Genomic DNA, 21,363 nt, shown 5'->3' with positions numbered 1-21,363 from the left:
AACACCACCGGCCGGGGCGGCGGGCGGGGCCGGCGGGCGGGGCCGGCGGCAACGCTGCCGGGCGCGGTGTGGTGGGGGGCGTGCTGTGCCGGGCCGTGGCGTGCCGGGCCGGGCCGTGCCGCGCTGTGCCGGGCCTTGGCGTGCTGGCCGCCGACCGACTGCGGGGCCCGGCGTCGGGGATCGCGCCCTCCTGGCGGGCAGGCTGCCGCCGCCCCGGGGACCGACCGGGCCGCGGCCCTACGCCGTCGCCGCAGCCAGGCCGGAACGGTGGCGCATCGTCACGGCCACACCAAGCAGTACGGCTGGTGGCCCGCCTCGTGCAGGCGCTGGGAGAAGTCCTGCCACTCGTGCAGGAGCTGGTAGACGTTGAAGGCGTCGCTCGGGCCGCCGCGGTCGGGGACCGTGGACCAGATGAAGGCCGCCGCGCCGACCGACTCCTCGCCGATCTCACGCAGCGGGTCGACCACGGTCATGGGGAGCTTGACCACCGCGTAGTCGGGGTGGAGGACCACCAGCTCCAGCGGCGGCACCTTGTGCAGCGGTATGCCCTCGATGCCGGTCAGGACCATCGCGGCCACCGTCTCCGGCTTGATCTTGGTGAACATGCCGCCCATGCCGAGCTCGTCGCCGCCGAGCTCCTCCGGGCGCATAGAGATCGGCACCCGGGCGGCCGTGGCGCCGTCCGGGGCGCCGAAGTACTTGTACGTCACCCCCATGCCGCGGCCCCCGATCGCCGAGCCAGGACCCTCGACCGCCGGGCCGCCGAGGGAAGGGCCGCCGAGCGACGGCCCGCCGAGGGACGGGCCGCCCAGGGCGGACGACCCTCCGAGCGAGGAGCTGCCGAGCGGCGAGCCGCCCAGGGGCGTCCCACCGAGGGGGCCGCCGAGGGCAGGGCCACCGAGGGCAGGGCCACCGAGGGCAGGGCCGCCGAGGGGAGGCCCGCCCAGGGCCGGGCCGCCGAGGGGGCCGCCGGGGGAGGAGCCGCCGGTGGAGGGGCCGCCGAGCGCGGTGCCGCCGAGCGCGGGTCCACCCGGCTCGCGCCGGTCGCGGTCCCGCTTCGGTTCCGCTTCCGCGCCGCGCGGGCTCCCCGCGCCGGCGGGCCCGGCGGTGTCGGCCTGCTCCGCGGCCGCGTTCCGCCGGTGCTTGCCGCGGCGGCGGGCCTCACGGGCCTCACGGGCGCGCTGCGGGTCCAGGCCGTCCGTGCCCTCGCCCGGTCCACCACCGCGTTGCATATCTCCACCCGACTGGTCTTGCCTGCCCCGGCCCCGCGGCCCCCGCCACGCAGCCTGATCATCATGGCAGTGACCTCCCCCGCGGCGGCGCGGTGAAACGCCCGTCCGCAAGACAGTCGCGGCCTGGTGAGACCATGGCTCGTGTGAGCTACCCGTACCCGTATGAAGCCCCAGTTTCGCAGACGCTGTTCCAGCGCGCGTCCCTCGTGACCCCCGGCGGCGTGAACTCTCCGGTTCGCGCCTTCCGCGCCGTGGGCGGAACACCCCGGTTCATGGTGTCCGGTACCGGTCCGTACCTGACGGACGCCGATGGCCGCGAATACGTCGATCTCGTGTGCTCCTGGGGTCCGATGATCCTCGGCCACGCGCACCCCGAGGTGATCGCCGCCGTGCAGGAGGCCGTCGCCCGCGGCACCTCCTTCGGCACGCCCGGTGAGGGCGAGGTCGCGCTCGCCGAGGAGATCGTGGCCCGGATCGAGCCCGTCGAGCAGGTGCGCCTGGTGTCCTCGGGCACCGAGGCGACCATGTCGGCGATCCGGCTCGCCCGTGGCTTCACCGGTCGCGCCAAGGTCGTGAAGTTCGCCGGCTGCTACCACGGCCACGTGGACGCCCTGCTGGCCGCCGCCGGTTCCGGCCTGGCCACCTTCGCCCTGCCCGACACCCCCGGCGTGACCGGCGCGCAGGCCGGCGACACGATCGTGCTGCCGTACAACGACCTCGACGCCGTGCGGGCGGCGTTCGCCGCGCACCCCGGCGAGATCGCCTGCGTGATCACCGAGGCCGCCCCGGGCAACATGGGCGTGGTCACGCCCGCGCCCGGCTTCAACCAAGGTCTGGCCGAAATCTGTCGTGCCGACGGCGCCCTCTACATCTCCGACGAGGTCATGACGGGCTTCCGTACGAGCCGTGCCGGCTGGTACGGCGTGGACGGCGTCAAGCCCGACCTGATGACCTTCGGCAAGGTCATGGGCGGCGGCTTCCCGGCCGCCGCGTTCGGCGGCCGCGCCGACGTGATGGCGGCGCTGGCCCCGGCGGGCCCGGTCTACCAGGCCGGCACCCTGTCCGGTAACCCGATCGCCACCGCCGCGGGCCTGGCCCAGCTGCGGCTGCTCGACGACGCGGCGTACGCGAAGGTCGACGCGGCCTCCGAGCAGATCCGCACGCTGGTGACGGACGCGCTGACCAAGGAAGGCGTCGCGCACCGGCTGCAGACCGCCTCCAACATGTTCTCGGTGTTCTTCACCGAGGACGAGGTCCGCAACTACGACGACGCGAAGAAGCAGGAGTCCTTCCGCTTCACCGCGTTCTTCCACTCGATGCTGGCCAACGGCGTGTACCTGCCGCCGTCGGCGTTCGAGTCGTGGTTCGTCTCGACCGCGCACGACGAGCGGGCGGTGGAGCGGGTCGCCGCGGCCCTGCCGGCCGCCGCGCGGGCCGCCGCGGAGGCCACGGCATGAGCCAGGGGGAGATCACCGTCGTCCACCTCGTCCGCCACGGCGAGGTGGAGAACCCCGACGGCGTGCTGTACGGGCGCCGGCCCGGGTACCACCTGTCCGCCCTCGGGCGGCAGATGGCGGACCGGGTCGCCGAGCACCTGGAGGGGCGCGACATCACGCACGTCGTCTCCTCGCCGCTGGAGCGCGCCCAGGAGACGGCGGCGCCCATCGCCAAGAGCCACGGGCTGGAGCTGGCCACCGACGCGCGGCTGCTGGAGGCGGAGAACGTCTTCGAGGGCAAGACGTTCGGGGTCGGGGACGGCGCGCTGCGCAGGCCGTCCAACTGGAAGCACCTGACGAACCCGTTCAAGCCGTCGTGGGGCGAGCCGTACGTCGAGCAGGTCGTGCGGATGATGGGCGCGCTGGACGCGGCGAAGGACGCGGCGCGGGGGCACGAGGCGGTGTGCGTCAGCCACCAGCTGCCGATCTGGATCGTGCGGAGCTTCGTGGAGAAGCGGAGGCTGTGGCACGACCCGCGGCGCAGGCAGTGCACCCTGGCTTCGCTGACGTCGTTCACGTACCGCGGGGACCGGATCGTTTCCGTGGGGTACAGCGAGCCGGCGCGGGATCTGGTGCCGGCGCATCTGCTGGCGGGGGCCAAGGCGGTGAAGGGGAAGGGGAAGGCGTTCGGAGCGTAGGACGCCCGTGGGGGCCGGGGTTTTGGCCTTGGCCTTGGCTGGGCTTCGGCGGTTGCGCGGGCGGGGCGTGGCTTCGGGGGGTGGGGGCTCCGGGCTCCATCGTGCGCCCCCACCCTGGGGCCCGGCCCTGCGCCCGGTCCCGGGGCCCCACCTTGTGCCGCGCCCCGGGGCTCCATCGTGCGCCCCGGCTGGACCCTCAACTGCGCTCGGCCTGCGGCCCTCGGCGCGACCCGGGCCTGCGCCCTCGGCGTCCGTCCGCCCTGGACACGGGCCTGCGGCCTGTGCCTGGCCGGGTCCGCGGCCGGTCCCCCCGCCTGGCCTCCAACCCTGTGCCTCCGGCCCAGGCCCCCCAACCTCGCGTCCTCGGCCCGGCCGCGACACCGGCACGACGCGCGCCAACCCCGGGCCACCCGCCCGGCTCCGGCTCGGCCCCCGGCTCGGCCCTCCGCCCCGGACGGGCCTTCGCCCCGGCGCCTCTGGCCGGGCCCCGCGGGCCTTGGCCTTGGCTGGGCTTCGGCGGTTGCGCGGGCGGGGCGTGGCTTCGGGGGGTGGGGGCTCCGGGTGGGGGTGTCCGGGACTGCATGATTTATGGCGGTGCTGCCTGATTCCGCACCGTGTGCAGCGGCTACGCCACAAATCACGCTTTACGTCCCGGACACCCCCACCCTGCGCCCCCACCCTGGGGCGCCACCCTGCGCCCGGGCCCGGGGCTCCATCGTGCGCCCGTCCCGGGGCCCGACCATGCGGCCGAGCCCGAGGCTCCATCGTGCGCCCGTCCCGGGCCCCTTCCGGCGCCCCGTCCTGGGGCTTCACCGTGCGGCCCGCCCCGAGGCTTCACCGTGCGGCCCGGCTCGGCCCCCAAGTGCGGCCCCGATCTGCCCCTCGGGGCGCCTGCGGCCTCGGCCTGCGGCTGCCCTGGGCACGGCCTGCGGCTTGCGTCGCGGCGCGACGAGGCCTGCGGCCTGCCGCCCGGCCCGAGCCCCACCTGCGCCACGGCTCCGCCCGGCCTGCGCCCGGATCGGACCCCCGCCCTGCTCTCCGGCCCGGGCCCCCGACCCCGCGTCCCGCAGTCCGGCCCTTGGCCGGGCCTGCGTCCCGGGCCGGGGGGGGGGGCCCCGCCCCCGCCCCCGGCGGGGGGGGCGGGGCGCCCGCCCCGTTGCGGCTCGGCGGCTGTTGCGTGGTTGGTGCCCTTCTGTGACGGAATCGGGCTCATGCCCTCACCGCGGGAGGGAATCAAGCTCTTGAGCGCACAAGTCCCGCGCGGCGGAACCGGCCTATGGGGTGGGCGAGATGGGCGATGTCAGTCGGCGGAGTGCTCTCGGGGTCGCCGCCGCCGCGGCCGTGGTCGGGGTCGCGGGGTGCGGGGGTGGGGACGGGCGGGCGTGGTTCGGGGGTGGTGGGGGGTCCGGGCGGCCGGGGCCCGTGCTCATCGGCGACGGGTCCACCGCCGACACCGGGGCGCAGCCGAACCAGCCGGACCGGCCCCGGCCGCTGCAGCCGGGGGAGACGCCGCCGCAGTTCGTGGTGTTCAGCTGGGACGGGGCGGGGGAGGTCGGCAACGGGCTCTTCCCGCGCTTCCTGAAGCTCGCGAAGGACCACCACGCGGCGATGACCTTCTTCCTGTCCGGGATCTATCTGCTGCCGGAGGGCAAAAAGGGCCTGTACCGGCCGCCCAGGAATCCCGTCGGGGCGTCCGACATCGGCTACCTCAAGGAGGAGAACGTGCGCAGCACCTTGCGCCACCTGCGCCAGGCCTGGCTCGACGGGCACGAGATAGGCACCCACTTCAACGGGCACTTCTGTGCCGGGAGCGGGTCCGTGGCGCGCTGGACGTCCGCCGACTGGAGGAGCGAGATCGAGCAGGCCGTGGCGTTCGTCACCGGCTGGCGGACCGCCACCGGCTTCACCGACGTCGAGCCGCTGCCCTTCGACTACCGCAAAGAGCTGGTGGGCGGGCGCACCCCCTGCCTGCTCGGCCAGGAGCAGCTGCTGCCCACCGCGCAGGCGCTCGGCTGGCGCTACGACGCCAGCTCGCCGGGGGGCCGGCAGGTGTGGCCGGCGAAGAAGGGGGGTGTGTGGGACCTGCCGTTGCAGGCGATCCCCTTCCCCGGGCACTCGTTCGAGGTGCTGTCGATGGACTACAACATCCTCGCCAACCAGTCGCGCAACACCACCCAGGGCGCGCCCGCGAACCATCCCGCCTGGCGCAGCCAGGCGACCGCCGCCTACCTCGGCGGCTTCAAGCGGGCATACGAGACAAACAGGGCACCGCTGTTCATCGGCAACCACTTCGAGCAGTGGAACGGCGGGATCTACATGGACGCCGTCGAGGAGGCCCTCAAGGGCATGTCGGGCAAAAAGGACGTGCGGCTGGTGTCCTTCCGGCAGTTCGTGGACTGGCTCGACGTCCAGGACCCCGCCGTCCTCGCCAAGCTCCGCAGTCTCGCGCCCGGGCAGGCACCCGCCGCGGGCTGGCGCGGCTTCCTCGGCTGAGACGCCCGTGGGGGGCGTGAAGATCGCCGAAAACGCCCATGCGAAACTTTTCACATGAGCCTTAGCAGCGCCCCCCGCCGCCGCTCGACCAGTGGCCGCGCGCTCCTGCTGACCGCGGTGACCCTCGCCGGCGCCCTGACCCTGACCGCCTGCGGCGACTCCGCCGGTGGGAGCAAGTCCGCCAAGAGCTCGGGCGGCGGTTACGTCACCGGGGCCGGCGGGATCTCCACCGTCGCCCAGGCCGAGCGGGTCGAGGCGCCCAAGCTCGACGGCGAGACCGTCGACGGCAAGACGCTCGACACGACCACCCTCAAGGGCAAGGTCGTGGTGCTCAACGTGTGGGGCTCGTGGTGCCCGCCGTGCCGCGCCGAGGCGCCGTACTTCGCCAAGGTCTCCAAGGAGCTGGCCGACGCCGGCAAGGACGTGGCGTTCGTCGGGATCAACACCCGCGACAACAGCAAGCAGTCCGCCGCCGCCTTCGAGCAGAACTTCGGGATCACCTACCCGAGCCTGTACGACCCGGACGGCAAGCTGATGCTGCGCTTCCCCAAGGGCACGCTGAACGCGCAGTCGATCCCCTCCACGATCGTGCTCGACAAGCAGGGCCGGATCGCCGCCCGCACGCTCGTCGCCGTCAACGAGGAGCAGCTGCGCAAGATGATCGACCCGCTGCTGGCGGAGCAGTGACGGACGTGCTCCCCCTCGCCGCCGGGACGACCGGCGTCAACGAGACCGTCCTGGGCGGGGCCCTGCTGCTGGCCCTGCCCATCGCCGTGCTCGCCGGACTCGTCTCCTTCTTCTCGCCGTGCGTGCTGCCGCTCGTACCCGGCTACCTCTCCTACGTCACCGGCGTCAGCGGCGCGGACCTGGCCGAGGCCCGGCGCGGGCGGATGCTCGCCGGGGCCGGGCTGTTCGTGCTGGGCTTCACCGCCGTGTTCGTCTCCGGCGGCGCCCTCTTCGGCTACTTCGGGGAGACCCTCCAGGAGAACCGGCGGATCATCTCCCAGGTCCTCGGCGGCCTGGTGATCGTGCTCGGGCTGTTCTTCATGGGCCTGATCCCCGGACTCACGATGCGCGAGTTCCGCTTCCACAAGCGGCCCACGGCCGGCCTGATCGGCGCGCCGGTGCTCGGCGTGCTCTTCGGCGTCGGCTGGACCCCCTGCATGGGGCCCACCCTGGCCGCCGTCTCCACCCTCTCGCTCAACGAGGCGAGCGCGGGCCGCGGCGCCCTGCTGACCACCGCCTACTGCCTGGGCCTGGGCCTGCCGTTCATCGCGGCGGCCGTCGCCTTCCGCAAGGCGCTGGGTGCGTTCGGATGGGTGAAGAAGCACTACGCGTGGGTGATGCGGATCGGCGGCGGCATGCTCATCGTGACCGGACTGCTGCTCGTCACAGGAACGTGGGACAGCATCGTCCAGGAGATGCAGGGCTGGACCCAGGGCTTCACGGTGGGGATCTGAGGACACAGGACTGATGAGTACGACGGACAAGACGACCCCCGCGGCCGAGCCCGCCGAGCCCGCCGCGGCCGAGCCCGCCGAGCGCGCCGCCGCCGACGACGCCTCCGAGGCCGCCGCCGGCGCCCAGCTGTCGACCGCGCCCGCCGAGGACACCGCCGGCCCGGTCGGCATCGGCCTGCTCGGCTGGCTGCGCTGGTTCTGGCGGCAGCTGACCTCCATGCGCGTCGCGCTGCTCCTGCTGTTCCTGCTGTCGCTCGGCGCCATCCCCGGCTCGCTCGTGCCGCAGACCCACATCGACCCGCTGAAGGTCGAGCAGTGGAAGAAGACCCACGAGTTCTGGGTGCCGCTCGCCGAGAAGCTCCAGCTGTTCGAGGTCTACGGCTCGGTGTGGTTCTCCGCGATCTACATCCTGCTGTTCGTCTCCCTCATCGGCTGCATCGTCCCGCGCACCTGGCAGTTCGTCGGCCAGCTGACCGGCCGCCCGCCGGGCGCGCCCAAGCGGCTCGACCGGATGCCCGTCCACGCGACCTGGCGCACCACGGCCACCCCCGAGGAGGTCCTCGCCCACGCCCGGACCCTGCTCGGCCGGCGCCGCTTCCGCACCGAGGCCGCGGCCGGCGGCTCGTCCGTCGCCGCCGAGAAGGGCTACCTGCGCGAGGCCGGCAACCTGGTCTTCCACCTCGCGCTGATCGCGATCCTCGTCGCCTTCGCCTGGGGCAAGCTCTACAAGTACGAGGGCGGCAAGCTGGTCCTGCGCGGCAAGGGCTTCTCGAACACGCTCACCCAGTACGACGACTTCAAGCCCGGCTCGCTCTTCGACGCCGACGGCCTGCCGCCGTTCAGCTTCACCCTGGACCGGTTCGACGCCTCGTTCGAGAAGACCGGCCCGCAGCGCGGCACCGCGCGCACCTTCAAGGCGTACGTCACCTGGAGCAGGGGCGCCGACGGCACCCCCACCAAGGCCGAGATCGAGGTCAACAAGCCCCTGGAGATCGACGGCTCCAAGGTCTTCCTGCTCGGCCACGGCTACGCCCCGGTGGTCTCGGTGACCGACCCCACCGGCAAGGTGGTCTTCAAGGACGCCGTGCCGATGCTGCCGCAGGACGCCAACCTGACCTCCTCCGGCGCGATCAAGGTCGCCGACGGCTACGCCAACAAGGACGGGGTCAAGGAGCAGCTGGGCTTCACCGCCCTGTTCGTGCCGACATTCGCCGGCGAGGGCTCGGGCACGATGTTCTCCCAGTTCCCCGAGCTCGCCAATCCGCGCCTGGCGCTGAACGCCTGGCACGGCAGCCTCGGCGTCGACTCCGGTCTGCCGCAGAACGTCTACCGGCTGGAGACGTCCAAGATGCAGCAGTTCAAGGACGACTCCGGCCAGCCCTTCAAGCAGCGCCTGGCCCTCGGCGAGGAGATGGTCCTGCCGGGCGGCGCGGGCACCGTGAAGTTCGAGGGCATCGAGCGGTGGGCGACGTTCCAGATCTCCGAGCAGCCCGGCAACGGCCTCGCGCTCGGCGGCGCCGTGGGTGCCGTCGTGGGTCTGGCCGGCTCCCTGTTCATCCAGCGCCGCCGGATCTGGGTCCGCGCGGTGTCCGGCCCGGACGGCGTGACCGTCGTGGAGATGGCGGGCCTCGGACGCAGCGAGTCCGCCAAGCTCCCCGAGGAGCTGGCCGACCTCGCCGCCACCTTGAACCAGCAGGCGCCGACCGCGCCCGACCCCGAGCCCGAAGAGGCTGAAGAGTCCCGAGAAGGAGAGCGCGGATGACGCCGCTCGCAGTGGCAGCCAACGAGAGCCTGGCTGAGATCAGCAACTACCTGATCTATTCGTCGATGGCGGTCTACACCCTCGCCTTCCTCGCGCACATCGCCGAATGGGTCTTCGGCAGCCGCAGCAAGGTCGGCCGCACCGCCGCCGCGCTGACCTCCACCCCCGCCGCGGCCGCCCCGGCCGTGCAGGTGCGGGGCAAGGGCACCGCCACCGCCGTGCTGGACAAGCCGAAGGTGGTCAGCCGGGGCGCGGCCGGCGGCCGTCACGTGCCCGACGGGCCCGGCGCCGCCGGCGGCAGCGAGAAGGGCGACCTGTACGGGCGGATCGCGGTCTCGCTGACCGTGCTCGGCTTCCTGATCGAGTTCGCCGGGGTCGTGGCCCGCGCGCTGTCGGTCGAGCGGGCCCCCTGGGGCAACATGTACGAGTTCTCGATCACCTTCTCCACGATGGCGGTCGGCGTCTACCTGGCGCTGCTCGCGCTCGGCAAGAACGTCCGCTGGCTCGGCCTGGTCCTGGTCACCACCGTCCTGCTGGACCTCGGCATCGCCACCAAGTGGCTCTACACCGACAGCGACCAGCTGGTCCCGGCGCTGGACTCGTACTGGCTGTGGATCCACGTCTCCACCGCCATCTTCTGCGGCGCGACCTTCTACATCGGCGCCGCCGGCACCGCCCTGTACCTCTTCCGGGACTCCTACGAGACCAAGCTCGCCGGCGGCGGCAAGCCGGGCGCCTTCGCCTCCTCGGTCCTGGAGCGGCTGCCCGCGGCGGCCACCCTCGACAAGTTCTCGTACCGGATCAACGCGGCCGTCTTCCCGCTGTGGACGTTCACGATCATCGCGGGCGCGATCTGGGCCGGCGACGCCTGGGGCCGCTACTGGGACTGGGACCCCAAGGAGGTCTGGTCGTTCGTGACGTGGGTGGCGTACGCCTGCTACCTGCACGCCCGGGCCACCGCCGGCTGGAAGGGCCGCAAGGCCGCCTACCTGGCGCTCTTCGCCTTCGCCTGCTGGATCTGGAACTACTACGGCGTGAACATCCTGCTGAACGGCAAGCACAGCTACGGCGGCGTGTAGCCCGAGGTGCGCCGCCGACCGGACCGAGTGACGCTGGTGCCATGCCGACACCGCAAGGCACCAGCGAGCGCCGGGACGGCGACCGCTACATGCTGCACTTCGAGCCGCACCTGCCGTTCGCCTACGAGACGGTCTGGCCGGCCCTGACCACCCCGGAGGGACTGCGTACCTGGCTCGCGGACGCGCAGGTGCTGGAACGCAGGCTGGGCGGGGCGGTGACGCTGCGCTGGATCGACGAGGAGACCACGGCCACCGGCCACGTCACGGCGTGGGACGTCGAGCGGATCGCCGAGTACACGGTCGACGACCACGACCGGATCCGCTTCCACCTGGAGCCGCTCGGTACGGACTCCACCCTGGTCCGCTTCACCGACGACCGCCACGGCTCCGACAGCGACTGCGCGCACTGCCTGGAGGTCTGGCAGGCCCGCTTCGACCGCCTGGAGGCCGTCCTGGCGGAGTCCGCCGTGTGACCGGCCGCCTCACCGGGGGCTGATCAGCCGACCCGGCGGGCCAGGACCTGCCCCGGCCAGTCGCCGGAGCGGAAGGACTGCGTGCGGGTGAAGCCGCAGCGCTCGTAGAACGCGACCAGCTCGCCCCCGCCGCCCGCCCAGCAGTCCACCCGCAGCAGCTCCACGCCCGCCCGCCGGGTCTGCTCGACGGCGTGCTCCAGCAGGGCCGCGCCGATGCCGAGGCCCGCGTGCCGGCGGTCGGAGACCAGCAGGCGCACGTAGCGCTCGGGCTCGCCGGCCCGGGGGACCGGCAGCTGCGGGCTGGGCCCGCTGTCCAGGACGAGGGCGCCGACGGGCACGCCGTCCAGCTCGGCGACGTACGGGTCGTTCTCGGTGGTGTACCGCTGGACCCGCTCCGCCCCGCCGGGCCGCTGCGAGTACGCGACCGTGCCCCACTGCTCGGTGTTGCCGCGGGCGTTCATCCAGGCGACGGCGGAGTCCAGCATCGCGAGGACGGCCGGGGCGTCGGCCGGGCCGCCCGGCCGGATGCGCAGCGCGGGCCGGGCACCGCTCACGCGCCGCCCTTGCCGTTCTGGTCGCCCTTGCCCGGGTCCTCGTCGTCGCGGCGGTCGAGGGAGCGCAGGAAGTCCGGGTTGTCGTCCGGTGCCACCCACCGGGTGCGGCGCGCGCGGCCCCCACCGGTGCCGAAGCCGCCGCCCGCCAGGGAGCGCTGCTTGCCGGCGAACAGCCAGACCACCGGCCCGACGATCGAGAACAGCAGGATGATGATCACCCACACCACCTTCGGGAGGTGCTTGACCTCGTCCTCCGGGGTGTTGAGGCAGTCGATGAAGGCGTAGATGGTCAGCGCGATGATCAGAAGGAACGGCAGATAGCGCAGCACGGTGGAAGCCTGACCCCCAGAAGCGGTGGCTGGCCGGGGCCCCCGTCGGGCCCCGGTGACGCTTCCAGGGTAGTTGGTGGCGGATACTTGCCCCTATGGCTTACGACGATCTCCGCTCGCTGCTCCGGGCCCTGGAGCGGGAGGGCGACCTCAAGCGCATCAAGGCCGAAGTCGACCCGTACCTGGAGGTCGGGGAGATCGTCGACAGAGTCAACAAGGCGGGCGGCCCGGCGCTGCTGTTCGAGAACGTCAAGGGCTCGGACATGCCGCTCGCGATGAACGTCTTCGGCACCGACCGCCGCCTGCTGAAGGCCCTGGGCCTGAAGTCGTACGGCGAGATCAGCGAGAAGATCGGCGGCCTGCTCAAGCCGGAGCTGCCGCAGGGCTTCGTCGGGGTCCGGGAGGCCTTCGGCAAGCTGGGCTCGATGGTCCACGTCCCGCCGAAGAAGGTGAAGGGCGACGCCGCGCCCGTCCAGGAGGTCGTCCTGACCGGGGACGACGTGGACCTGGACCGGCTGCCGGCCCTGTTCACCTGGCCCAAGGACGGCGGCTCGTTCTTCAACCTGGGCCTGACCCACACCAAGCACCCCGAGACGGGCGTGCGCAACCTGGGCCTGTACCGCCTCCAGCGCCACGACCGGCGCACCATCGGCATGCACTGGCAGATCCACAAGGACAGCCGCAACCACTACGCCGTCGCGGCGGCGCGGGGCGAGCGGCTGCCGGTGGCGATCGCCTTCGGCTGCCCGCCGGCGGTCACGTACGCCTCCACGGCGCCGCTGCCCGGCGACATCGACGAGTACCTGTTCGCGGGCTTCGTGGCGGGCAAGCGGATCGAGATGGTGGACTGCAAGACCGTCCCGCTCCAGGTCCCGGCCCAGGCCGAAGTGGTGCTGGAGGGCTGGCTGGAGCCGGGCGAGATGCTGCCGGAGGGCCCGTTCGGCGACCACACCGGCTTCTACACGCCGCAGGAGCCGTTCCCGGCGCTGACGATCGACTGCGTGACCATGCGGCGGCGCCCGCTGCTGCAGTCCATCGTGGTCGGCCGGCCGCCGACGGAGGACGGTCCGCTGGGCCGCGCGACGGAACGCTTCTTCCTGCCGCTGCTGAAGATCATCGTGCCGGACATCGTGGACTACCACCTGCCGGAGTCGGGCGGCTTCCACAACTGCGCGATCGTCTCGATCGACAAGAAGTACCCCAAGCACGCGCAGAAGGTCATGCACGCCATCTGGGGCGCGCACATGATGTCGCTGACCAAGCTGATCGTGGTCGTGGACAAGGACTGCGACGTCCACGACCTGCACGAGGTCGCCTGGCGGGCGCTGGGCAACACCGACTACGCGCGGGACCTCACCGTGGTCGAGGGCCCGGTGGACCACCTGGACCACGCGTCGTACCAGCAGTTCTGGGGCGGCAAGGCGGGCATCGACGCCACGAAGAAGCTGCCGGAGGAGGGCTACACCCGCGACGGCGGCTGGCCCGACATGGTCGAGTCCGACCCGGCCACCGCCGCCCTGGTGGACCGCCGCTGGAAGGAGTACGGACTGTGAGCGAGGAGCGCGACGCTGTGAGCCCTGTGACGGGCGGTCCCGCCCTGTTCATCGGCACCGACGAGGCCTACGTGGCCCTGGTGCGTCCCGAGCTCGACCCGGCCGACCCCGGCGTGCGGTCCGCCGCCGAGCAGGCCGGGGTCACGCCGGAGGAGTTCGCCGGACCCGGCGACGTCTGGGCCGTTCTGCTGGAGCGGGACGGCGAGGGCGACGGCTTCGAGCTGCCCGGGGTCCGGGACACCGAACCCGCCTCCTTCGCCGAGCAGTTGCGGGCCGAGCTGGCCGGGGCAGCCGCGGCCGCCGCGGGCGGCGCCGGGCCGGCGCCGTTCACGGTGGACGGCGGCAGCGTGCTGCGGCTGGAGGCCCGCCCGGCGGGCGCGGACGCGTACGCGTTCTCGGCGTACCTCACCCCGCCGGAGGCCGAGGGCGACCCGTCGGCCGCCCTGACCGTGGAGACGGGCCCGGTGGCCGCCGGCGAACTGCTGGCCGACGTGGACGCGTTCCTGGAGAGCCTCGCGTGATGACGACGGCGGACGGGGTCCTCGGCGGGCCGGGGCCGGCGGCCCCGCAGTCGGCGGGCAAGGTGAAGGCGTTCCTGCGCCTGGTGATGATCGAGCACTCCGTCTTCGCGCTGCCCTTCGCCTACATCGCGGCGCTGACGGCCATGTTCCGCCGGAGCGGCGGCGTCCACTGGACGGAGCTGCTCCTGGTGACGGTCTGCATGGTGGGCCTGCGGACCTTCGCCATGGCCGCGAACCGGATCATCGACCGCGAGATCGACGCGCGCAACCCCCGCACGGCCGGCCGCGAGCTGGTCACCGGAGCGGTCTCGGTGCGCACGGCCTGGACCGGCGCGGGCGTCGCGGTGGCGGTGTTCCTCGGGGCTGCCGCCCTGCTGAACCCGCTCTGCCTGGCCCTGGCGCCGGTGGCGGTCGTGCCGATGGTGGTCTACCCGTACGGCAAGCGCTTCACCGACTACCCGCACGCCATCCTCGGCCTGGCCCAGGCCATGGGCCCGGTCGGCGCGTGGCTGGCGGTGACCGGGGCCTGGTCCTGGGAGGCGGTGATCCTGGGCCTGGCCGTCGGCGTCTGGATCGGCGGCTTCGACCTGATCTTCGCCTGCCAGGACGTGGCGGCGGACCGCGCCGAGGGCGTGCGCTCGGTCCCGGCCCGCTTCGGCGTCCCGGCGGCGCTGTGGGGCGCCCGCGGCTGCCACGCGGTGACGATGGCGCTGCTGGTCTGGTACGCCGTGGCGACCGGGGCGGGCGCGCTGTTCTGGGTGGGCCTGGTGATCGTCGCGGTGGCCTTCGTCTACGAGCACACGATCGTCCGCCCGCACGACCTGTCCCGCCTGAACCGGGCCTTCTTCACCGTCAACGGGTTCATCGGCATCGCCCTGTTCGTGTGCGCTCTCGCTGATCTGGTGGTGCGGGGGCTGACCGCGTAGCTGGCGTTCGGCCTACCATCGAGTGCATGGACAGGGAGGCCGACGTGACCGTCTCGGAGACCGAACGCCTGCACTCACAGCTCAGCCGGTTCGAGGACATGTTCCCGGGCTGCCGGACAAGGCGCAGTGCACGACCCTGTGGAACCCCGGCCCGGAGGGCTACCTCGGGCGGGACGTCATCCGGTACGGCGACGACGTCACGGTCGAGACCGGCATCGGCAAGGTCGTGATCGACACCTCGGAGCTGCCGGTGGACCCGAGCGCGACCTGACCCGCGCCCCCCGCGGGCTGGCCGGATAGTCTCGGAGGTATGACTGACGGCAAGCGCACCCCGTGGGTGGTCGGGGTGTCCGGGGCGTCCGGGACGCCGTATGCGGCTTCGGTGCTGCGTGGACTGCTGGCGGCCGGGGAGAGTGTCGACCTCGTGGTCAGCCGGGCTTCGCGGCTCACCCTGTTGGACGAGACCGGGATCGCCTTCCGTGACGCGCACTGGCGCGACGATCTGGGCGAGTGGCTCGCGCGGGGGGCCGACGGCAAGCCGGGGACGTTCGAGCGGCCGGATCTGAGCGGCGTGCGGTACTGGGCGGCCGGGGACCTCGCCGCCGGGCCGAGCAGCGGCTCGTACCCCGTCAAGGGGATGCTCGTCGTGCCGGCGTCCACCGCCTGTGTGGCCGGTGTGGCGCTCGGGCTGTCGAAGGACCTGCTCCAGCGGGCGGCGAGCGTGATGCTCAAGGAGCGGCGCCGGCTGGTGGTCGCGGTGCGGGAGACCCCGCTGAACGGGCAGACGCTCAAGCACCTGGTGGCGCTGGACGAGGCGGGAGCCGTGGTGCTGCCCGCCTCGCCGGCGTTCTACGCGGGGGCGACGCACATCCAGGACCTCGTGGACTTCGTCGCCGGGCGGGTGCTGGACGCGGCAGGCGTGCCGCACCAGCTGTACCGCCGTTGGGAGGGGGAGCTGCGCGGGTCCCCCCAGCGGAGCTAGGGGGAGGCTCGGGCCCCCGGGAGTCAGCGCTTCTTGCTGCTCAGCGGCTTGCGCGCCTTGTCGAGGCGGTGGGCGGCGGCGGGCTGGTGGGCACGGGATCGGTTGGCCAGCTCCTGCAGCTGTCGCATGTGGGCGTAGGCCATCTCGATCGTGTACACGGTGAACCACTCCTGAAGATCGTCATTGATCTGTTGAAAGATTCACAGGGTGTTGACCCTGTGCGCCTTCGATTCTATACGTAAACTTGCAGGATCGCCGAATAATGGAAGGCTCCAGGTATATGGACGCGGTGGACAGGCAGCTCATCCAGGCACTGAGGGAGAACGGACGTGCCTCCTACGCGGAGCTCGGCCGGCTCGTAGGCCTCTCGGGCCCCAGCGTCACCGACCGGATCAACCGGCTGGAATCGGCCGGCGTGATCACCGGCTACCGTGCGACGGTCGACTCGGCCTCGCTCGGCCTCGGCGTCACCGCCCTGATCGGCATCTCGCTCTCCGACGCCGCCGACCACGAGGACGTCGCCCGCCGGCTGCGCGACTTCGCCGAGATCGAGGACTGCTGGTTCATCGCGGGCGACGACTCCTACATGCTCAAGGTGCGCGCCAGCGACGTGGACGGCCTGGAGAAGATCATCCGAAAGCTGTCCGGGACCAAGGGCGTCTCCCGCACCCGGACCACGATCGTGCTCTCCACGAAGTGGGAGAACCGGGTCGGGGAATTGCCCGAGGAGCGCTGAGAGTACGGTTTGGGGGTGCCCCCAGGCGTTGCCCGGGGGAGGGTTGCAGGACATCTAGAGGAGGCGACCGGCACATGGACGCTGGGCTCAAGCGCGAGCTGGAGGAGAAGGTCCGCTCCGGCGAGCGGCTGACGCGGGAGGACGGCATCGCCCTCTACGAGTCCGACGATCTGGCCTGGCTCGGGGGTCTCGCCCACGAGGTGCGCACGAAGCTGAACGGCGACGTCGTGCACTTCAACGTCAACCGCCACCTCAACATGACCAACGTGTGCACGGCCTCGTGCGCGTACTGCTCCTTCCAGCGCAAGCCGGGCGAGAAGGACGCGTACACGATGCGCATCGAGGAGGCCGTCCGCCTGGCCAAGGCCATGGAGAACGAGCACCTCACCGAGCTGCACGTGGTCAACGGCCTGCACCCCAACCTGCCGTGGCGCTACTACCCGCGCTCGCTGCGCGAGCTGAAGAAGGCCCTGCCGAACGTCTCGCTGAAGGCCTTCACGGCGACCGAGATCCACCACTTCGAGACCATCTCGGGCCTGTCGGCGTCCGAGATCCTCGACGAGCTGATCGACGCCGGCCTGGAGTCGCTGACCGGTGGCGGCGCGGAGATCTTCGACTGGGAGGTCCGCCAGCACATCGTCGACCACAGGACCCACTGGGAGGACTGGTCGCGCATCCACCGCCTCGCGCACGAGAAGGGTCTGAAGACCCCGTGCACGATGCTCTACGGGCACATCGAGGAGCCGCGCCACCGCGTGGACCACGTGCTGCGGCTGCGCGAGCTCCAGGACGAGACCGGCGGCTTCCAGGTCTTCATCCCGCTGCGGTACCAGCACGACTTCGTGGACATGCAGGACGGCAAGGTCCGCAACACCCTCCAGGCGCGCACGACGATGGCGACGGGCGCCGAGGCGCTGAAGACCTTCGCGGTCTCCCGCCTCCTCTTCGACAACGTCCCGCACGTGAAGGTCTTCTGGGTGATGCACGGCGTGCAGACCGCCCAGCTCGCCCTGCAGCACGGCGCGGACGACATGGACGGCTCGGTCGTCGAGTACAAGATCACGCACGACGCCGACAACTACGGCACCCCGAACAAGCTCACCCGGGACGACCTCCTGGAGCTGATCCGGGAGGCCGGCTTCCGCCCGGTCGAGCGCAACACGCGCTACGAGGTCATCCGCGAGTACCCGGGCCCGGACGCCCAGCTGCGCGAGTCGCCGCAGCCGATGCGCGTCTGACCCGACGCCCGCTTCCGACGCCCGCTTCCGGTGCGTGCCTCCGGCGCGTGCGCGAGGCCCCGGTCCCCGAGGGGGGACCGGGGCCTCGTTCTGCTTCGAGCTAGGCGTGGTAGAGAGAAGGGCGCTCGGCCACCCGCTCCGGGGCGAGCCCCTCCACGGTGAGGTTCCCGGTCCACAGGTGGTCACGGTTGGCGCAGGTCGCCTCGAAGCTGACCCGCTTCCCGCCGGGCTCAAGCCTCCAGCCCCGGTCCTGGAACTCGGGCGGCGTGATGCCCCGGGCGATGGGGGACGACTTGGCTCGGTGCCAGCCGCACCGGACGGCCAGCTCGTGCCCTGAGAGCCCAGCGTCTTTCATCAGCCCTTGGAGGCGGACGGCGACGGCTTTGCGTGCGGCCTGGGCGCTGGAGAGCGGAGATGTGGGCATGAGCTGACCGGGCCAGGAAATCAGACGGCGTACTTCTCGTGCGGGACACCGCGCTCCCACACTGCTTCGAACGCTGCCTCGCACTGTGCCGCTACGGCGGGGTCTTCGGTCTGGTCGGTGTGTACCCACCGCCCGAGGCCGTCGAAGATGTTGAACTGGACCAGCCGTCCGTCGAACAGCCAGTAGTCGTTACCGGGCAACATCAGGTCGGATGCGTGGCGACGGGGAAGCCATCGGATCTGCTCCCCGGCGGCGATGTTGGTGAACGTGAACGAGTGCTCGTAGGCGATGTAGTCGCTGACCGGCTCGGAGATGATCCGGGCCCGGCGGATCAGCACACCCTTGGCCGTGATCTCCTGTACGAGGTCGAGCCAGGGGCGCCACCACGACGCTCGGTCTTCCGGGTCGAGCCGGTGACCGTCCTTCCACGCGGCGAAGCCTTCGATCTCGTTCTCGACGCCGTACCCGTCCCGCATCTCCAGATGAACGGCCGACTGCTGGACCGACCTGATGAGGTCGGAGAAGTCAGTCAGACTCTGCGACACGGAGCGCCTCCGTGGTCCCCGGACTCCGGATCTTTACCGACGAACCGTAAGGCCATGGCGTCCCTCCTCGTCGAGCGCGTTGCGCCTGGTCGCACACTCACTCTGACCGATCAGGCCGTTCGAGGAAGCGGCACCCGGGAAATTTCCCGGGTGGTGCGGCGCTCGGCATCGGGGACGGGCAGGTCGCTGCCCTGGGGGAAGTGCGGCCGCAGCGCGCCGTTTCCCGCTCGGCGCAATACCGTTGCGGCACCCGGTGTGTAATAGATAGCCTCGCCCTATGACCCTTACCTTCACGCTGGACCCCGTCATCGACCCCGCCCTCCACGAGGGCCTCCTCGACCTGTGGACGGACGTCTCCAACGCGGGCGGTGCGGTCGGCTTCGTGCCGCCGGTCGACCGGGACGCCGTACGGCCGCAGCTGATCAAGCAGCTCGCCCAGGTCGCCGACGGCGCCTCGCGGCTGCTGGTCGGTCACGACGCCGAGGGCCGGGTGGCCGCGACCGCCTTCCTCACCTACAACACGCACCAGCTGATGACCCACTGGCTGTGGGTGTACACGGTGATGGTCCACCCCCGTCACCAGGGCCGGGGCTACGGCCGCGACCTGATGGCCGCGGTCGCGGACGCGGTGCGCGGCTTCGACGGCATCGAGGCGATCCGGCTGAACTGCCGCGGCGGCCTGGGCCTGGAGCACTTCTACGCCGCGTGCGGCTACAAGGAGGTCGGCCGGGTCCCGTCCGCCATCCGCGTGGCCCCCGGCGACGACCGCGACGACATCTTCATGCTGCTGCCGCTCGGCTGACCCCCGGCGCGCGGGCGCGGGGGGTCGGCGTGCTTCACTGGACGGGCATCACCGGACGTACCGACGAAAGAAGGGTCACCGTGTCCCAGAAGCCGAGCGCCACGATCCGCTACACCGCCATGCGGCTGGGCATCTTCGTCGGCTGCTTCTTCGTCGTCTGGGGGCTGGTCCGGCTGCGTCTGGTGCCGGCCGGGCTCGGCGACGCCAATCTGGCGTGGGTCGTGCTGCTGGCGCTGGTGCTCTCGGCGCCGCTGTCCTTCGTGCTGCTGCGCAAGCAGCGCGAGGAGATGTCCCAGCAGATCGTCGGCAAGGTCGAGCGGGCCAAGGGCCGGCTCGCCGAGAACCGCAGCCAGGAGGACGCGGCGGACGACGCCGCGCGTGCCGCCCACTCCTGAGCGGCGTCTCGTTCGTCACACTCCCGAGGGCCCCGGCGCAGGACTTCCCGTCCCGCGCCGGGGCTTTCGGCGTTCCGGGAGGCTCGTTCCTCGTTCCGGGAGGCCCGCTCCTCAAAGATCTCCTTTGAGTATCTCAAAGGATCAGTGTTAACGTAGCCCACATGTTGACTGTTGAAGCGCCTCTGACTGCCCCGGGCACCCTGCTCGTGGCGCGCCTGCACGTCGACCTCTGCCGCCGTGTGTCCGCGGCCTGTTGCTGTCCGTAACAGCTTCACGCGTTCAGCAGCGGTCCGGGCCGGGCACATTCCTGGCTGCCGCACCGCGCAACACCCCCGCAGAAATGTCCCTGCCTCCCGTGCGCCATCCCCGGAGTGTGTCCGTGTCCACATCCACGTCCACCGCGGCCCCCAAGGCCTCGTTCAAATTCCCGTTCTGGGCCCAGATCGTCACCGGTCTCGTGCTCGGTGTGCTCCTCGGCTGGCTGGCCCGCAGCCAGGACGTCAGCTGGTTGCACACGACCCTGGAGAAGGTCGGCGACATCTTCGTCCAGCTGCTGAAGCTGGCCGTCGCCCCGCTCGTCTTCTTCGCGATCCTGGTGTCCATCACCAACCTGCGGAAGGTCAACAACGCCGCCCGGCTGGCCACCCGCACGCTGCTCTGGTTCATGCTCACCTCGCTGATCGCGGTGAGCATCGGCCTGGTCCTCGGCCTGCTGACCAACCCCGGCTCGGGCACCGGCCTGACCCCGGCCGACGGCAAGCTGCCCAAGCGCCAGGGCTCCTGGATCGACTTCCTGACCGGCATCGTGCCGAACGACGTCGTCACCCCGTTCACCGAGCTGAACGTGCTGCAGATCGTCTTCATGGCCGCCGTCGCCGGTGTCGCCGCCCTCCAGCTCGGTGACAAGGCGCAGCCGCTGCTGAGCCTGTCCCAGTCGGTGCTGGAACTGCTGCAGAAGGCCCTGTGGTGGGTCATCCGGCTCGCCCCGCTGGGCACCGTCGGCCTCATCGGCACCGCCATCGGCACCTACGGCTGGGACCTGATCGGCAAGTACGCGACCTTCACGGCCGACGTCTACATCGGCTGCGCCCTGGTCCTGTTCGGCGTCTACCCGCTGCTGCTGGCCACCGTCGCCAAGGTCAACCCGCTGCAGTTCTTCAAGGGCGCCTGGCCCGCCATCCAGCTGGCCTTCGTCTCCCGCTCCTCGGTCGGCACCATGCCGGTCACCCAGAAGGTCACCGAGCGCCTGGGCGTCCCGAAGGAGTACGCGTCCTTCGCCGTGCCGTTCGGCGCGACCACCAAGATGGACGGCTGCGCCGCCATCTACCCGGCGCTCGCCGCGATCTTCATCGCGCAGATCTTCGACGTGCAGCTCGGCGTCAAGGACTACCTGCTGATCGCCTTCGTCTCCGTGGTCGGCTCGGCCGCCACCGCCGGCCTGACGGGCGCCACGGTCATGCTGACGCTGACCCTGTCGACCCTGGGCCTGCCGCTGGAGGGCGTCGGCCTGCTGATGGCGATCGACCCGATCCTCGACATGATGCGCACCGCCACCAACGTCGCGGGGCAGTCCCTGGTCCCCGTCCTGGTCTCGGCCCGCGAGGGCATCCTCGACAAGACGGCCTACGCCACCGCGTCCGCCTCCCCGCTGGACGAGGCCGAGGTCCGCGAGGCCGAGCGCAAGGTGGCCGTCCCCGCCACCGTCTGACCCGCCGTCCGACCCAG

Annotated in this window: 24 protein-coding genes; 18 read left to right on the top strand and 6 right to left on the bottom strand. The window is 71.9% G+C overall.

Annotated features, from left to right (window positions below; translation table 11 throughout):
- Positions 1–278 precede the first annotated feature (278 nt).
- The gene (locus tag LG632_RS06080; RefSeq protein ID WP_226725806.1) at positions 279–731 is read right to left on the bottom strand and encodes a hypothetical protein; all 453 of its coding nucleotides are present in this window, start codon (positions 729–731) and stop codon (positions 279–281) included.
- A gap of 635 nt (positions 732–1,366) precedes the next feature.
- On the opposite strand from LG632_RS06080, the gene hemL reads away from it, so the two are divergent.
- From hemL to LG632_RS06040, 8 genes are all read left to right on the top strand, one after another.
- Complete coding sequence (gene hemL / locus LG632_RS06075) at positions 1,367–2,689, top strand: glutamate-1-semialdehyde 2,1-aminomutase (protein ID WP_226725773.1); 1,323 nt, start codon at positions 1,367–1,369, stop codon at positions 2,687–2,689.
- Positions 2,686–3,366, top strand: a complete 681-nt coding sequence (locus LG632_RS06070) for a histidine phosphatase family protein (RefSeq protein ID WP_226725772.1) — start codon at positions 2,686–2,688, stop codon at positions 3,364–3,366. The genes hemL and LG632_RS06070 overlap by 4 nt, the downstream gene beginning before the upstream one ends.
- Positions 3,367–4,656: 1,290 nt before the next feature.
- A complete protein-coding gene (locus LG632_RS06065; protein ID WP_226725771.1) occupies positions 4,657–5,859 on the top strand; it encodes a polysaccharide deacetylase family protein in 1,203 nt (400 codons plus the stop codon).
- Between the two features lie 54 nt (positions 5,860–5,913).
- Positions 5,914–6,546 (top strand): TlpA family protein disulfide reductase, encoded by a 633-nt coding sequence (locus tag LG632_RS06060; RefSeq protein ID WP_226725770.1) that lies wholly within the window; start codon positions 5,914–5,916, stop codon positions 6,544–6,546.
- Positions 6,543–7,319, top strand: a complete 777-nt coding sequence (locus LG632_RS06055) for a cytochrome c biogenesis CcdA family protein (RefSeq protein ID WP_226725769.1) — start codon at positions 6,543–6,545, stop codon at positions 7,317–7,319. Before LG632_RS06060 ends, LG632_RS06055 begins: the two co-directional genes overlap by 4 nt.
- Before the next feature lie 13 nt (positions 7,320–7,332).
- Entirely contained in the window at positions 7,333–9,081 is a 1,749-nt protein-coding gene (resB, locus tag LG632_RS06050) for a cytochrome c biogenesis protein ResB (RefSeq protein ID WP_226725768.1), read from the top strand.
- Positions 9,078–10,160 carry a c-type cytochrome biogenesis protein CcsB gene (gene ccsB / locus LG632_RS06045; protein WP_226725767.1) on the top strand — a complete coding sequence of 361 codons (1,083 nt, stop codon included), beginning with the start codon at positions 9,078–9,080 and terminating at the stop codon, positions 10,158–10,160. The genes resB and ccsB overlap by 4 nt, the downstream gene beginning before the upstream one ends.
- 41 nt (positions 10,161–10,201) lie before the next feature.
- Positions 10,202–10,633 (top strand): SRPBCC domain-containing protein, encoded by a 432-nt coding sequence (locus LG632_RS06040; RefSeq protein ID WP_226725766.1) that lies wholly within the window; start codon positions 10,202–10,204, stop codon positions 10,631–10,633.
- A gap of 23 nt (positions 10,634–10,656) precedes the next feature.
- Here LG632_RS06040 and LG632_RS06035 read toward each other — a convergent pair whose 3' ends face one another.
- Both LG632_RS06035 and LG632_RS06030 read right to left on the bottom strand, forming a co-directional pair.
- Positions 10,657–11,118: a GNAT family N-acetyltransferase gene (locus tag LG632_RS06035; protein ID WP_226725805.1), complete on the bottom strand. Its 462-nt coding sequence runs from the start codon at positions 11,116–11,118 to the stop codon at positions 10,657–10,659.
- Positions 11,119–11,183: 65 nt separating this feature from the next.
- Positions 11,184–11,516: a PLD nuclease N-terminal domain-containing protein gene (locus tag LG632_RS06030; protein ID WP_226725765.1), complete on the bottom strand. Its 333-nt coding sequence runs from the start codon at positions 11,514–11,516 to the stop codon at positions 11,184–11,186.
- A gap of 95 nt (positions 11,517–11,611) precedes the next feature.
- On the opposite strand from LG632_RS06030, the gene LG632_RS06025 reads away from it, so the two are divergent.
- Genes LG632_RS06025 through LG632_RS06005 form a run of 5 tightly spaced genes read left to right on the top strand, consistent with a single transcriptional unit; the run spans position 11,612 to position 15,498 of the window.
- On the top strand, positions 11,612–13,069 hold the full coding sequence (locus LG632_RS06025) for a menaquinone biosynthesis decarboxylase (protein WP_226725764.1): 1,458 nt from the start codon (positions 11,612–11,614) through the stop codon (positions 13,067–13,069).
- Positions 13,070–13,086: 17 nt separating this feature from the next.
- Complete coding sequence (locus tag LG632_RS06020) at positions 13,087–13,590, top strand: hypothetical protein (protein WP_226725763.1); 504 nt, start codon at positions 13,087–13,089, stop codon at positions 13,588–13,590.
- Complete coding sequence (gene mqnP, locus LG632_RS06015) at positions 13,590–14,516, top strand: menaquinone biosynthesis prenyltransferase MqnP (RefSeq protein WP_226725762.1); 927 nt, start codon at positions 13,590–13,592, stop codon at positions 14,514–14,516. Before LG632_RS06020 ends, mqnP begins: the two co-directional genes overlap by 1 nt.
- 22 nt (positions 14,517–14,538) lie before the next feature.
- A complete protein-coding gene (locus tag LG632_RS06010) occupies positions 14,539–14,787 on the top strand; it encodes a BAR domain-containing protein (protein WP_226725761.1) in 249 nt (82 codons plus the stop codon).
- Between the two features lie 39 nt (positions 14,788–14,826).
- Positions 14,827–15,498: a UbiX family flavin prenyltransferase gene (locus tag LG632_RS06005; protein ID WP_226725760.1), complete on the top strand. Its 672-nt coding sequence runs from the start codon at positions 14,827–14,829 to the stop codon at positions 15,496–15,498.
- A gap of 23 nt (positions 15,499–15,521) precedes the next feature.
- Here the strand turns inward: LG632_RS06005 and LG632_RS30155 are convergent, their stop codons facing one another.
- Positions 15,522–15,656, bottom strand: coding sequence for a hypothetical protein (locus tag LG632_RS30155; protein ID WP_264201485.1), 135 nt, complete (start codon positions 15,654–15,656; stop codon positions 15,522–15,524).
- A 122-nt stretch (positions 15,657–15,778) separates the two neighbouring features.
- Here LG632_RS30155 and LG632_RS06000 point away from each other — a divergent pair, with 122 nt between their 5' ends.
- Positions 15,779–16,234 carry an Lrp/AsnC family transcriptional regulator gene (locus tag LG632_RS06000; RefSeq protein WP_226725759.1) on the top strand — a complete coding sequence of 152 codons (456 nt, stop codon included), beginning with the start codon at positions 15,779–15,781 and terminating at the stop codon, positions 16,232–16,234.
- Positions 16,235–16,308: 74 nt separating this feature from the next.
- Entirely contained in the window at positions 16,309–17,472 is a 1,164-nt protein-coding gene (gene mqnE, locus LG632_RS05995) for an aminofutalosine synthase MqnE (RefSeq protein ID WP_226725758.1), read from the top strand.
- A gap of 100 nt (positions 17,473–17,572) precedes the next feature.
- On the opposite strand, the gene LG632_RS30690 is transcribed toward mqnE, so the two are convergent.
- Entirely contained in the window at positions 17,573–17,827 is a 255-nt protein-coding gene (locus tag LG632_RS30690) for a hypothetical protein (RefSeq protein ID WP_374203409.1), read from the bottom strand.
- An 89-nt stretch (positions 17,828–17,916) separates the two neighbouring features.
- On the bottom strand, positions 17,917–18,441 hold the full coding sequence (locus LG632_RS05985) for a DUF6879 family protein (RefSeq protein WP_226725757.1): 525 nt from the start codon (positions 18,439–18,441) through the stop codon (positions 17,917–17,919).
- Positions 18,442–18,718: 277 nt separating this feature from the next.
- Between LG632_RS05985 and LG632_RS05980 the strand changes: the two genes are divergently transcribed.
- The 3 genes from LG632_RS05980 (at position 18,719) to LG632_RS05970 (ending at position 21,346) form a co-directional block, all read left to right on the top strand.
- Positions 18,719–19,243 carry a GNAT family N-acetyltransferase gene (locus LG632_RS05980; RefSeq protein WP_226725756.1) on the top strand — a complete coding sequence of 175 codons (525 nt, stop codon included), beginning with the start codon at positions 18,719–18,721 and terminating at the stop codon, positions 19,241–19,243.
- 119 nt (positions 19,244–19,362) lie between these two features.
- Positions 19,363–19,638 carry a DUF4229 domain-containing protein gene (locus LG632_RS05975; RefSeq protein ID WP_264201475.1) on the top strand — a complete coding sequence of 92 codons (276 nt, stop codon included), beginning with the start codon at positions 19,363–19,365 and terminating at the stop codon, positions 19,636–19,638.
- 379 nt (positions 19,639–20,017) lie between these two features.
- On the top strand, positions 20,018–21,346 hold the full coding sequence (locus LG632_RS05970) for a dicarboxylate/amino acid:cation symporter (RefSeq protein ID WP_374203408.1): 1,329 nt from the start codon (positions 20,018–20,020) through the stop codon (positions 21,344–21,346).
- Positions 21,347–21,363 lie beyond the last annotated feature (17 nt).

The organism is Streptomyces antimicrobicus, from assembly GCF_020532625.1.
GTDB classification, from domain to species: domain Bacteria; phylum Actinomycetota; class Actinomycetes; order Streptomycetales; family Streptomycetaceae; genus Streptomyces; species Streptomyces antimicrobicus.
This window is presented reverse-complemented; position numbering and strand designations above follow the sequence as displayed.

What these genes read in the sequence shown, in the direction of transcription:
- hemL (WP_226725773.1), top strand. Translation starts at nt 1,367, where the DNA reads ATGGCTCGTGTGAGCTACCCGTACCCGTATGAAGCCCCAGTTTCGCAG.
- LG632_RS06070 (WP_226725772.1), top strand. Translation starts at nt 2,686, where the DNA reads ATGAGCCAGGGGGAGATCACCGTCGTCCACCTCGTCCGCCACGGCGAG.
- LG632_RS06065 (WP_226725771.1), top strand. Translation starts at nt 4,657, where the DNA reads ATGGGCGATGTCAGTCGGCGGAGTGCTCTCGGGGTCGCCGCCGCCGCG.
- LG632_RS06060 (WP_226725770.1), top strand. Translation starts at nt 5,914, where the DNA reads ATGAGCCTTAGCAGCGCCCCCCGCCGCCGCTCGACCAGTGGCCGCGCG.
- resB (WP_226725768.1), top strand. Translation starts at nt 7,333, where the DNA reads ATGAGTACGACGGACAAGACGACCCCCGCGGCCGAGCCCGCCGAGCCC.
- ccsB (WP_226725767.1), top strand. Translation starts at nt 9,078, where the DNA reads ATGACGCCGCTCGCAGTGGCAGCCAACGAGAGCCTGGCTGAGATCAGC.
- LG632_RS06040 (WP_226725766.1), top strand. Translation starts at nt 10,202, where the DNA reads ATGCCGACACCGCAAGGCACCAGCGAGCGCCGGGACGGCGACCGCTAC.
- LG632_RS06035 (WP_226725805.1), bottom strand. Translation starts at nt 11,118, where the DNA reads ATGCTGGACTCCGCCGTCGCCTGGATGAACGCCCGCGGCAACACCGAG.
- LG632_RS06025 (WP_226725764.1), top strand. Translation starts at nt 11,612, where the DNA reads ATGGCTTACGACGATCTCCGCTCGCTGCTCCGGGCCCTGGAGCGGGAG.
- mqnP (WP_226725762.1), top strand. Translation starts at nt 13,590, where the DNA reads ATGACGACGGCGGACGGGGTCCTCGGCGGGCCGGGGCCGGCGGCCCCG.
- LG632_RS06005 (WP_226725760.1), top strand. Translation starts at nt 14,827, where the DNA reads ATGACTGACGGCAAGCGCACCCCGTGGGTGGTCGGGGTGTCCGGGGCG.
- LG632_RS06000 (WP_226725759.1), top strand. Translation starts at nt 15,779, where the DNA reads ATGGACGCGGTGGACAGGCAGCTCATCCAGGCACTGAGGGAGAACGGA.
- mqnE (WP_226725758.1), top strand. Translation starts at nt 16,309, where the DNA reads ATGGACGCTGGGCTCAAGCGCGAGCTGGAGGAGAAGGTCCGCTCCGGC.
- LG632_RS30690 (WP_374203409.1), bottom strand. Translation starts at nt 17,827, where the DNA reads ATGAAAGACGCTGGGCTCTCAGGGCACGAGCTGGCCGTCCGGTGCGGC.
- LG632_RS05980 (WP_226725756.1), top strand. Translation starts at nt 18,719, where the DNA reads ATGACCCTTACCTTCACGCTGGACCCCGTCATCGACCCCGCCCTCCAC.
- LG632_RS05975 (WP_264201475.1), top strand. Translation starts at nt 19,363, where the DNA reads ATGCGGCTGGGCATCTTCGTCGGCTGCTTCTTCGTCGTCTGGGGGCTG.